The organism is Cedecea sp. NFIX57 (genome assembly GCF_900177785.1).
GTDB lineage: Bacteria > Pseudomonadota > Gammaproteobacteria > Enterobacterales > Enterobacteriaceae > Cedecea > Cedecea neteri_C.
This window is the reverse complement of sequence record NZ_FXAS01000009.1, coordinates 101,453-111,802: the sequence shown is the minus strand read 5'-3', so window position 1 is coordinate 111,802 and position 10,350 is coordinate 101,453. Positions and strand designations below refer to the sequence as shown.

Genomic DNA, 10,350 nt, shown 5'->3' with positions numbered 1-10,350 from the left:
TCCCTTTTTTCAGGTCAGGTCAGCCATCAGCACTTTTGATTTGCGCTGATAGTTGTACATCTCTTTTTTGCTCGCCGGCAGCAGCTCAACGTCCACCGGCAGGAAGCCCCGTTCCTGGAACCAGTGAATGCTGCGGGTGGTCAGCACGAACAGCTTGCTCAGCCCCATTTGCCGCGCCTGGTTGGCGACGCGGTTCAGTAGCTCTTCGCCCCGGGACGAACTGCGATAGTCCGGATGCACCGCGACGCAGGCCATTTCACCGATGCTTTCTTCCGGGAATGGATAGAGCGCGGCGCAGGCGATGGTCAGGTTATCCCGCTGAATTATGGTGAACTTGTCGATCTCCATTTCCAACTGCTCACGGGAGCGGCGGACCAGGATCCCTTGCTGTTCCAGCGGGCGGATCAGCTCAAGAATACCGCCGATGTCGTTGATGGTGGCGCGGCGGATCTGCTCGGCGCTTTCCATCACAATCTGCGTACCGATCCCGTCGCGGGAGAACAGTTCCTGCAGCAGGGCACCATCTTCCTGATAGCTGAGCAGGTGGCTGCGGCGCACGCCGCTGCGGCAGGCCTTCACCGCTCCACGCAGGAAGCGTACGGTACCGGAATGATAGTCGCCGCTGTTTTCCAGGGCTTCAATGCGCTGCTGGGCCTCGTTCGGGAACAGTTCGGAAATCACGTTTCCCTGGTCGTCGGTCACGCCCTGAGCGGAGCAGAACCCAATCATTTTCTCTGCCTTCAACTTAACCGCTAGCTGGGTGGCGACTTCTTCGGAGGTGAGGTTAAAGCTTTCCCCCGTGACGGAGACCGCAACCGGCCCCATCAGCACAATCGCGCCGCTGTCCAGCTGGCGGTGAATGGCTTCTTCATCGATCCGGCGGACGCGACCGCTATGGCAATAGTCCACGCCATCGTCCACGCCCAGAGGCTGCGCGATAATGAAATTACCGCTGACCACGTTGATATGGGCGCCCTGAAGCGGCGTATTACCCAGACTCATGGAAAGCCGCGCGGTGATGTCGAGCTGAAGTAGCCCTGCCGCCTGCTTTACCAGTTCGAGGGTTTTTGCGTCGGTGACTCGGGTATGTTTATGGTAAACCGGCTCATGGTGGTGCTCAGCCAGGTTTTCGTCAATCTGCGGGCGTGCGCCGTACACCACGACCAGGCGAATGCCCAGACTGTGAAGCAGGCCGATATCGTTGACGATGCTGGAAAAGTTTTCATGTTCAATGGCTTCGCCGCCGAGCATGATGACAAACGTTTTTCCCCGGTGGGCATTAATATAGGGAACAGAATGGCGAAATCCCTGGACCAGTTCAGTTCTGCGTTCCTTTACCACGGCACACCCTCATTGCATGATTATTCGTAATTTGTGTATTTTTATTCTTTTATGGTGTCTGGTGCAAGTGCCAATTTTCATCCAGGATAAAATTCCTTCCGCCTGACTTTTGGTGACCTTTTCTGAACGTTTACCCTTTTATAGATGACAGTAACCGCGTGTTTCGCTAAAGTTTTTGGCTCAAATAAATAAATTCATCCATTTAGTGATTATCGCTCAGGGGAGCCATGCCAGATTCCAGTTCGTTAATGAGTCGCCGCCGTTTACTTCAGGGTGCAGGAGCCATGTGGTTGTTGAGCGTCAGCAAGGTCGGTTTTGCTGCCTCAAGCCAGGTGATCGCCGTGCGCGTCTGGCCGGCCTCGTCTTATACCCGTGTGACGCTGGAATCTAACCATCAGCTGAAGTATCGCCAGTTTGCGCTCAGCAACCCGGAGCGGGTGGTCGTAGATATTGAAGGGGCGCATTTAAATTCAGTTTTAAAAGGCATCGGCAGCCAGGTTCGCGGCGACGATCCCTTTATTAAATCCGCTCGCGTGGGGCAGTTCGATCCCAGGACCGTGCGCATGGTTTTTGAATTGAAGCAAAACGTGACCCCGCATTTGTTTGCGCTGGCCCCGGTCGCCGAATTTAAAGAGCGTCTGGTGATGGATCTGTATCCTGCCAATATGAATAGCGAACAAGATCCGCTGCTGGCATTACTGGAAGATTACAACAACGGCCAGCTAGACAAGAAAATGCCGGCGGAAAAAGGGCCGCAGCCGGGTAAAGCCGGGCGGGACAGGCCGATTGTCATCATGCTTGACCCGGGGCACGGCGGTGAAGACCCCGGCGCGATTGGCCCGAACAAGACCCGTGAAAAAGATATTGTGCTCAGCATTGCGCGCAGACTGAAGGCCTTGCTCGATAAAGAGGGCAATATGAAAGCCTACATGACGCGTAATGAAGATGTGTTTATCCCGCTGAAAGTGCGCGTTGCCAAAGCACAAAAACAGCGAGCCGATCTGTTTGTTTCTATTCATGCAGATGCATTTACGACCGCCGCCGCACGCGGATCGTCAGTCTTTGCATTGTCCACCAAAGGGGCGACCAGTACGGCAGCGAAATATCTGGCGCAAACGCAGAACGCCTCGGATTTAATTGGCGGCGTGGGTAAAAGCGGGGATCGCTATCTCGACCACACGATGTTCGACATGGTGCAGTCGCTGACCATTAACGACAGCCTGAAGTTTGGGAAAGAGGTGCTTAACCGGCTGGGGAAAGTGAACAAACTGCATAAAAACAGCGTCGATCAGGCCGGGTTTGCAGTGCTAAAAGCGCCGGATATTCCCTCTATTCTGGTGGAGACCGCGTTCCTGAGTAATCCAGAAGAAGAGCGCAAGCTGCGTACGGCCAGGTTCCAGCAGGAGGTTGCGGAGTCAATTCTGGCGGGGATCAAGGCGTACTTCTCGGACAGCTCGCGGCTGGCAAGACGAGGCTAAAATATCTGATAAGGGCGGGGGAAAACCTGCCTTATTTTTTTATCAACGGCAGAAACAAAAAAACACCCGTAAGGGTGTTCTCAATGTTGGTTGCGGGGGCCGGATTTGAACCGACGACCTTCGGGTTATGAGCCCGACGAGCTACCAGGCTGCTCCACCCCGCGTCCGTCATACTACTCTTTTTAATGATTTTTCATCATTGCGCTGTTAAATCAGCGACTTTTAATTGGTTGCGGGGGCCGGATTTGAACCGACGACCTTCGGGTTATGAGCCCGACGAGCTACCAGGCTGCTCCACCCCGCGTCCGTCATACTTCTTAATGATTATTCATCATTGCGCCGTTGAATCCGCGACTTTTTAGTTGGTTGCGGGGGCCGGATTTGAACCGACGACCTTCGGGTTATGAGCCCGACGAGCTACCAGGCTGCTCCACCCCGCGTCCGTGGATGCGCACTATACTCTGCTCGCTTTTTGTTGCAACCCTTTTTTGCCAGAAATGCCTGAATTTCCCATTGGTTGTTGAATTTACCCGCACAATGGCACTAAACAGACGTTTTTGCTACGCAGGCCGTTCAACACGTTTAATTCTCGCGGCGCGTTTGCTATCTTCGGCGAGGCATACAGAGGCAACGAGCAGGGCGAAAGGTAAATGAAAGGACGTTGGATTAAGTACATAGCAGCGGGAGCCATGTTAACCATGCTGGCTGCCTGTTCATCAAAACCGACCGATCGCGGTCAGCAATATAAAGACGGGAAATTCTCCCAGCCTTTCTCACTGGTGAATCAGCCTGATGCGGTTGGCGCGCCCATCAACGGCGGCGACTATGCCGAGCAGGTTAACCAGATTCGTTCTGCTTCTCCCCGCCTCTATAACAGCGGCAGCGATATTTATAATGCCGTGCAGCAGTGGCTGCGTGCCGGGGGAGATACCCGCCAGCTGAAACAGTTCGGCCTTGATGCCTGGCAAATGGAAGGGGCTGACAACTACGGTAATGTGCAGTTTACCGGCTACTACACCCCGGTGATTCAGGCTCGCCATACCCGTCAGGGCGAATTCCAGTACCCTATTTACCGCATGCCACCCAAACGTGGGCGTCTGCCGTCCCGCGCGGAAATCTACAGCGGCGGGCTGAGCGACAGCTACGTGCTGGCTTACAGCAACTCCCTGATGGATAACTTCATCATGGATGTGCAGGGCAGCGGCTACATTGATTTTGGCGATGGTCAGCCTTTGACCTTCTTCGGCTATGCCGGTAAAAATGGCCACGCTTACCGCAGCATCGGTAAAGTGCTGATCGACCGCGGCGAAGTGAAGAAAGAAGACATGTCGATGCAGGCGATTCGCCACTGGGGAGAAACCCACAGCGAAGCGGCAGTGCGGGAGCTGCTTGAGCAGAATCCTTCTTTTGTCTTCTTTAAGCCGGCAAGCTATGCGCCGGTGAAAGGTGCGAGCGCGGTACCTTTGATTGGGCGTGCTTCCGTGGCGTCTGACCGCTCCATCATTCCTGCGGGTACCACGCTGCTGACCGAAGTCCCGTTGCTGGACAACAATGGTAAATTCACCGGCCAGTATGAGCTGCGCGTGATGGTGGCACTCGATGTGGGTGGCGCGATTAAAGGCCAGCACTTCGATATCTATCAGGGCATTGGCCCGGATGCCGGGCACCGCGCGGGTTGGTACAACCATTACGGGCGCGTCTGGGTGCTGAAAGCGGCCCCTGGCACGGGCAGCGTTTTTAACGGTTAATGCTGCAACGTTTCCACCCTGAACAACGGGCTGTATAATCAGCCCGTTTTTTATTTCTGAGGATTTCCCCGATGTCTGTCGTTCTCTCTGATGCCTGGCTGCAACGCTTTGGCGGCACCGCTCGTCTGTATGGCCAGGCGGCGCTACAGCTTTTTGCTGAGGCTCACGTTTGCGTGATTGGCATCGGTGGGGTGGGCTCGTGGGCGGCAGAGGCGCTGGCGCGAACCGGCATTGGGGCAATTACGCTTATCGACATGGATGATGTTTGTGTCACCAACACCAACCGGCAAATCCATGCCCTGAAAGGCAGCGTCGGTCAGGCCAAAACGGAAGTGATGGCGGCGCGTATCAAAGAGATCAATCCGGAGTGCCGGGTTACGGTGGTGGATGATTTTATTACCGCTGACAACGCCGCTGAGCTGCTTAACCAGGGGTTCAGCTATGTCATTGATGCCATTGACAGCGTGCGCCCAAAAGCAGCGCTGATAGCCTATTGCCGTCGCTATAAGATCCCGCTGGTGACCACGGGGGGAGCCGGCGGGCAAATCGATCCGACGCAGATCCAGGTCAGCGATCTGGCCAAAACCATTCAGGATCCGCTGGCGGCCAAACTGCGCGAGCGCCTGAAAAGTGACTTTGGCGTGGTGAAAAACAGCAAAGGGAAGCTGGGCGTAGACTGCGTATTTTCCACGGAAGCGCTGGTGTATCCGCAGGCTGACGGGTCGGTTTGTGCCATGAAAAGTACCGCCGAAGGCCCAAAACGAATGGACTGCGCCTCGGGTTTTGGCGCGGCGACCATGGTAACCGCCAGCTTTGGTTTTGTAGCGGTGTCTCATGTGCTGACGAAGATGATGGCGAAGGCGGCGCGAACCGCCTCCTGATTAATCCTTTTGCGCGGCCTGTTGAACGGCCGCAGCCAGAGCCGTGAGTCCGCTGCTGCGGGAAGCGCTGAGCTGATGGCGCAGCCCCAGATCGTCAAACAGGCTGAGCGGATCGTTGTCCAACAGCTGCTGGGCGGTTTTCCCTTCTACTGCCGTTAACAGCACCGCCAATAATCCGCGAACGATGCGTCCTTCGCTGTCGCCATAGAAGTGCAGCGTGCCGTCCGGCAGGCATTCGTGGCCCAGCCAGACGCGGTTTTCGCAGCCGCTGATTTCAATACGCTCGGTTTTTAATGCCTCCGGCAGCGCCGGCAGCTTCTTGCCCAATAAAATCAGCTGGCGGTATTTCTCTTCCCACTGCCGCTGCGCCCCAAACGTGGTACGCAGCATCTCTGTGTTAATCTCTGTCCCGAAAGGATGATCAGTCTGCATTCAGTCCACCAGAATATCGAGGGCGCGATCGACTGCGGCGAGCAGTTCGTGCACATCCTGCTGTGTGTTGTAAGGGGCGAAAGAGGCGCGCAGTGTTCCGCTAACCCCTAATGCGGCCATCAAGGGTTGTGCGCAGTGCTGGCCCGCCCGCAGCGCAATGCCTGATTCGGCCAGCAGCGTGACCATATCGCTATGGTGAACATCAGCAAAATCAAACGCCAGCAGGCTGGAGTCCTGACAGCGGAAGCTGCGGAAACCCGGGCGCGTCGCCAGCTCTGACTCGGCGAGCGTGGCCAGGCTACGGCTCCAGTTTTCCGCCTGCTGTAAATCGACAGTTTCAAGCCATTCCAGCGCAGCGCTGAGGCCAATGACGCCCGCGACGTTTGGCGTCCCGGCTTCAAAACGATAAGGCACTGGCTGAGTTTTAAAACCGTCGAACGAGACATGGGTAATCATTTTACCGCCGCCGAGCCACGGTGACATTTGCTCGAGGAGCTGAGCTTTGCCATAGAGCGCGCCGATGCCGGTTGGGCCATACAGCTTATGGGCTGAGAAGGCGTAAAAGTCGATATCCAGCGCTTGCACGTCCGGCGGGCAGTGAACAATGCCCTGTGCGCCATCGACCATCACGATAGCCCCCGCTTCGTGAGCAAGCTCGATGGCTTTCGCAAGGTCGGGGCAGCCCCCGGTGACATTAGACATCTGTCCAATCGCCAGGATACGTGTGCGGTCATTCAGCAATGCCGGGAGCTGGTGAAGATCGGGCAGAGCCTGATCATTCAGAGGCAGTTTCACCACTTTCGCACCGGTTTGTTCAGCCACCATCAGCCACGGTACAAAATTGGCGTGATGTTCTGCTTCACTCACAATGATTTCATCCCCGGCCCTGAGGCGAGGGCGGGCATAGCATTGCGCGACCATATTGATGGCTTCTGTTGTGCCACGGGTCCAGACCACGGCTGTACTGCTTTCGGCGTTGATCCATCGTGCTACCTGGTCGCGAGCTGCTTCGTAACGCGCGGTCAGACGCTGCGCTTCGGGAAACTGGCTGCGGTGCACGTTCCCGGCGCTCAGGCTGTAAAACTGCTGGGTCGCGTCGATCACGGCCTGGGGTTTTAACGCCGTGGCCGCGCTGTCGAGATAGACGCCTGCATCTGCCAGCGCGGGAAACTGCGCGCGAAAATGGGCGGGGTTAAATGCTGTCATGGGGATCCTCGGTTCAATGCACAGATCGTCGCGCAAAACTGACGTTGGCACAAGGTTTCCGTCTTTCTCGGAATCGTCTGTTTCTCCTGGCAGAATCCGAGAAGCAGGTTATGCTAATTATTGTTGTACTAATATTTAAGCATGTTAGTAGAAGAGATTTAAGTAGCATTAAACTCTATCCACAAGGAGAAGAATAATGAACAAAGCCACCGCTATCGTTTCTGCCTGTATGATGACCTTTGCACTTGCAGCTTGTTCCAGCCCGAACTACATCATGCATACCAATGATGGACGCGCGATCGTCTCCGAAGGTAAACCGAAGACCGATGACGAAACCGGGATGATCAAGTACAAAGATGCCAACGGAAATATGCAGCAGATTAACCGCTCGGACGTGAAAGAGATGGTTGAGCTGAAGAAGTAATACGCCAGGCAAAAAAAAGCACCGCATTCGGCGGTGCTACATTAATCACTATGGACAGACAGGGTAAATGTACAGGAAGTGAAAAGGGGTAGCTTCGCTACCGTGGTCCGAAATGTCAGACCAATTGCAAACACAACAACACAACATCACAACCGTAAGCCAAAAGCCCTCCAGAACACGCATTCCAGACAACTTTTCGTTCCGACTCAGGAAGTGCCGCCACTATAGGTATTTGCTGGTGCATCCTCAACGGACAATTTATAATGGCTCAGATAAAAAAAACTAATAGGTAAACAAACGCTATCTGTTTGTTAACTATTATTAACACTTAAGCCAAATAACCCTATGTCTAAGCGATTACCCCCTCTGAATGCGCTGCGCGTTTTTGACGCTGCGGCTCGTCACTTGAGTTTTACTAAAGCGGCTGAGGAACTGTTTGTTACCCAGGCTGCGGTAAGCCACCAGATCAAGTCCCTGGAGGATTTTCTTGGCCTGAAGCTGTTCCGCCGCCGCAACCGTTCGCTGCTGCTGACGGAAGAGGGGCAGAGTTATTATCAGGATATTAAAGAGATTTTTTCCCAGCTGACGGAAGCCACCCGCAAATTGCAGGCACGCAGTGCAAAAGGCGCGTTAACGGTGAGTTTATTGCCGAGTTTCGCGATTCACTGGCTGGTGCCTCGTTTAACAAGCTTTAACTCAGCTTATCCGGGCATCGACGTGCGAATTCAGGCGGTGGACCGCCAGGAAGACAAGTTGTCCGACGATGTGGACGTGGCGATATTCTATGGGCGCGGCAACTGGCCAGGGCTAAGGGTTGAGAAACTTTATGCTGAGTATTTGCTGCCGGTGTGCTCGCCTATGCTATTAACCGGCGACAAACCGATTAAAACGCCGGAAGATTTGGCAAAGCACACTTTATTGCATGACGCTTCGCGCCGCGACTGGCAGACTTATACCCGCCAGCTTGGCGTGAGCCATATTAATGTCCAGCAAGGGCCTATTTTCAGCCACAGCGCAATGGTACTCCAGGCCGCGATTCACGGGCAGGGGATTGCGCTGGCCAATAACGTCATGGCCCAAACGGAAATCGAAGCGGGCCGTCTGGTATGCCCGTTCAATGATGTGCTGGTAAGTAAAAACGCCTTTTATCTGGTTTGTCATGACAGCCAGGCAGAACTGGGTAAAATAGCCGCGTTTCGACAGTGGATCCTGGCAAAGGCGGCCAGTGAGCAAGAAAAATTCCGTTTTCGCTACGAACAATAAGCAACCTTCGCGTGGCGCCGCCACGCCTTACTTTAGGGTTACACCATGACCAGCCGATTCATGCTGATTTTTGCCGCCATCAGCGGTTTTGTTTTTGTTGCCCTGGGCGCCTTTGGGGCGCACGTATTGAGCAAATCTCTGGGTGTTGCAGAGATGGGATGGATCCAGACCGGGCTTGAGTATCAGGCGTTTCACACGCTCGCGATTTTTGGCCTTGCGGTAGCGATGCAGCGTCGGATCAGCATTTGGTTCTACTGGAGCAGCGTCTTTATGGCGCTAGGCACCGTATTGTTTAGCGGCAGTCTTTACTGCCTGGCTCTGTCGCACCTGCGGCTGTGGGCGTTTGTTACCCCGGTGGGCGGCGTCAGCTTCTTGGCCGGCTGGATATTGATGTTAATTGGTGCTGTGCGCCTGAAACGTAAGGGCGTAAGCCATGAATAAAGTGATTTTGTACTGCCGCCAGGGATTTGAGAAAGAGTGCGCGGCAGAGATAACCGACAAAGCGGGTCAGCGTGGTGTCTATGGCTTTGCCCGCGTCAAAGAGCAGAGCGGCTATGTCGTTTTTGAATGCTACCAGCCGGAAGAAGCGGATAAGCTGGCGCGCGAGCTGCCGTTCAGCGACCTGATTTTTGCCCGCCAGATGTTTGTTGCCGGGGAACTGCTAAAAGATTTACCGCCGGAGGATCGCATCACGCCTGTTGTCGGCATGCTGCAGGGCGTGGTGGAGAAGGGCGGCGACCTGCGGGTTGAAGTGGCCGACACCAACGAAAGCAAAGAGCTGATGAAGTTCTGCCGCAAGTTTACCGTGCCGCTGCGTGCCAGCCTGCGCGAAGCCGGAGTGTTGACCAACTACGAAACGCCGAAGCGCCCGGTTGTGCATGTGTTCTTTATCGCGCCAGGCTGCTGCTACACGGGTTACTCCTACACCACCAACAATTCGCCGTTCTATATGGGCATCCCGCGCCTCAAGTTCCCGGCGGATGCGCCAAGTCGCTCCACGCTGAAGCTGGAAGAGGCGTTTCACGTCTTTATTCCCGCCGATGAATGGGACGAGCGTCTGGCCAACGGCATGTATGCTGTGGATTTGGGTGCCTGCCCGGGCGGCTGGACCTATCAGTTGGTGAAACGCAATATGTGGGTTTCTTCCGTTGATAACGGCCCGATGGCGCAGAGCCTGATGGACACCGGGCAGGTGACCTGGCTGCGCGAAGACGGCTTCAAATACCGCCCAACCCGCACCAACATCTCCTGGATGGTCTGCGACATGGTAGAGAAACCGGCAAAAGTGGCCCATTTAATGGCGACCTGGCTGGTGAACGGCTGGTGCCGTGAGACTATCTTTAACCTCAAGTTACCGATGAAAAAGCGCTACGAAGAGGTGTCGCAAAACCTGGCGCAGATCCGCGAAATCCTTGAGAGCAACGGGATTAATGCTGAGATCAAAGCCCGCCAGCTTTACCACGATCGTGAAGAAGTGACCGTTCACATTCGCCGCTGGTGGGCGGCCGTGGGTGGCCGTCGCGACGAACGTTAATGACTAACCCCTTGCTCATTTGGGCAAGGGGAATTCTTTTCCG

At 55.0% G+C, this 10,350-nt stretch carries 10 protein-coding genes and 3 tRNA genes; 7 read left to right on the top strand and 6 right to left on the bottom strand.

Annotated features, from left to right (window positions below):
• Positions 1 to 9: 9 nt before the first annotated feature.
• The gene (gene argA / locus B9Y90_RS09860; protein ID WP_039287316.1) at positions 10 to 1,341 is read right to left on the bottom strand and encodes an amino-acid N-acetyltransferase; all 1,332 of its coding nucleotides are present in this window, start codon (positions 1,339 to 1,341) and stop codon (positions 10 to 12) included.
• A 227-nt stretch (positions 1,342 to 1,568) separates the two neighbouring features.
• Here argA and amiC point away from each other — a divergent pair, with 227 nt between their 5' ends.
• Positions 1,569 to 2,819, top strand: a complete 1,251-nt coding sequence (gene amiC, locus B9Y90_RS09855) for an N-acetylmuramoyl-L-alanine amidase AmiC (RefSeq protein WP_085541112.1) — start codon at positions 1,569 to 1,571, stop codon at positions 2,817 to 2,819.
• Positions 2,820 to 2,906: 87 nt separating this feature from the next.
• Here amiC and B9Y90_RS09850 read toward each other — a convergent pair.
• The 3 genes from B9Y90_RS09850 to B9Y90_RS09840 form a co-directional block, all read right to left on the bottom strand.
• Positions 2,907 to 2,983 (bottom strand) — tRNA-Met (locus B9Y90_RS09850).
• A gap of 63 nt (positions 2,984 to 3,046) precedes the next feature.
• Positions 3,047 to 3,123 (bottom strand) — tRNA-Met (locus B9Y90_RS09845).
• Between the two features lie 59 nt (positions 3,124 to 3,182).
• Positions 3,183 to 3,259: transfer RNA gene (locus B9Y90_RS09840), tRNA-Met, on the bottom strand.
• A 210-nt stretch (positions 3,260 to 3,469) separates the two neighbouring features.
• Between B9Y90_RS09840 and mltA the strand changes: the two genes are divergently transcribed.
• On the top strand, positions 3,470 to 4,567 hold the full coding sequence (gene mltA / locus B9Y90_RS09835; protein ID WP_085541111.1) for a murein transglycosylase A: 1,098 nt from the start codon (positions 3,470 to 3,472) through the stop codon (positions 4,565 to 4,567).
• A gap of 71 nt (positions 4,568 to 4,638) precedes the next feature.
• Complete coding sequence (gene tcdA / locus B9Y90_RS09830; RefSeq protein ID WP_085541110.1) at positions 4,639 to 5,448, top strand: tRNA cyclic N6-threonylcarbamoyladenosine(37) synthase TcdA; 810 nt, start codon at positions 4,639 to 4,641, stop codon at positions 5,446 to 5,448.
• On the opposite strand, the gene csdE is transcribed toward tcdA, so the two are convergent.
• Positions 5,449 to 5,880: a cysteine desulfurase sulfur acceptor subunit CsdE gene (gene csdE / locus B9Y90_RS09825; protein WP_085541109.1), complete on the bottom strand. Its 432-nt coding sequence runs from the start codon at positions 5,878 to 5,880 to the stop codon at positions 5,449 to 5,451.
• On the bottom strand, positions 5,881 to 7,086 hold the full coding sequence (gene csdA, locus B9Y90_RS09820) for a cysteine desulfurase CsdA (RefSeq protein WP_085541108.1): 1,206 nt from the start codon (positions 7,084 to 7,086) through the stop codon (positions 5,881 to 5,883).
• A gap of 196 nt (positions 7,087 to 7,282) precedes the next feature.
• Between csdA and B9Y90_RS09815 the strand changes: the two genes are divergently transcribed.
• The 4 genes from B9Y90_RS09815 (at position 7,283) to rlmM (ending at position 10,307) form a co-directional block, all read left to right on the top strand.
• On the top strand, positions 7,283 to 7,510 hold the full coding sequence (locus B9Y90_RS09815; protein WP_038479329.1) for a YgdI/YgdR family lipoprotein: 228 nt from the start codon (positions 7,283 to 7,285) through the stop codon (positions 7,508 to 7,510).
• 345 nt (positions 7,511 to 7,855) lie between these two features.
• Positions 7,856 to 8,773 carry a glycine cleavage system transcriptional regulator GcvA gene (gene gcvA, locus B9Y90_RS09810; RefSeq protein WP_016538028.1) on the top strand — a complete coding sequence of 306 codons (918 nt, stop codon included), beginning with the start codon at positions 7,856 to 7,858 and terminating at the stop codon, positions 8,771 to 8,773.
• 45 nt (positions 8,774 to 8,818) lie between these two features.
• Positions 8,819 to 9,214 (top strand): DUF423 domain-containing protein, encoded by a 396-nt coding sequence (locus tag B9Y90_RS09805; protein ID WP_008458426.1) that lies wholly within the window; start codon positions 8,819 to 8,821, stop codon positions 9,212 to 9,214.
• Positions 9,207 to 10,307, top strand: coding sequence for a 23S rRNA (cytidine(2498)-2'-O)-methyltransferase RlmM (gene rlmM, locus B9Y90_RS09800; RefSeq protein ID WP_039287269.1), 1,101 nt, complete (start codon positions 9,207 to 9,209; stop codon positions 10,305 to 10,307). The genes B9Y90_RS09805 and rlmM overlap by 8 nt, the downstream gene beginning before the upstream one ends.
• The last annotated feature ends 43 nt before the right edge of the window (positions 10,308 to 10,350 follow it).

Excerpts from the sequence above, each read along its gene's own strand:
- csdA (WP_085541108.1), bottom strand. The coding sequence starts at position 7,086 with ATGACAGCATTTAACCCCGCCCATTTTCGCGCGCAGTTTCCCGCGCTG.
- B9Y90_RS09815 (WP_038479329.1), top strand. The coding sequence starts at position 7,283 with ATGAACAAAGCCACCGCTATCGTTTCTGCCTGTATGATGACCTTTGCA.
- tcdA (WP_085541110.1), top strand. The coding sequence starts at position 4,639 with ATGTCTGTCGTTCTCTCTGATGCCTGGCTGCAACGCTTTGGCGGCACC.
- rlmM (WP_039287269.1), top strand. The coding sequence starts at position 9,207 with ATGAATAAAGTGATTTTGTACTGCCGCCAGGGATTTGAGAAAGAGTGC.
- csdE (WP_085541109.1), bottom strand. The coding sequence starts at position 5,880 with ATGCAGACTGATCATCCTTTCGGGACAGAGATTAACACAGAGATGCTG.
- amiC (WP_085541112.1), top strand. The coding sequence starts at position 1,569 with ATGCCAGATTCCAGTTCGTTAATGAGTCGCCGCCGTTTACTTCAGGGT.
- gcvA (WP_016538028.1), top strand. The coding sequence starts at position 7,856 with ATGTCTAAGCGATTACCCCCTCTGAATGCGCTGCGCGTTTTTGACGCT.
- mltA (WP_085541111.1), top strand. The coding sequence starts at position 3,470 with ATGAAAGGACGTTGGATTAAGTACATAGCAGCGGGAGCCATGTTAACC.
- B9Y90_RS09805 (WP_008458426.1), top strand. The coding sequence starts at position 8,819 with ATGACCAGCCGATTCATGCTGATTTTTGCCGCCATCAGCGGTTTTGTT.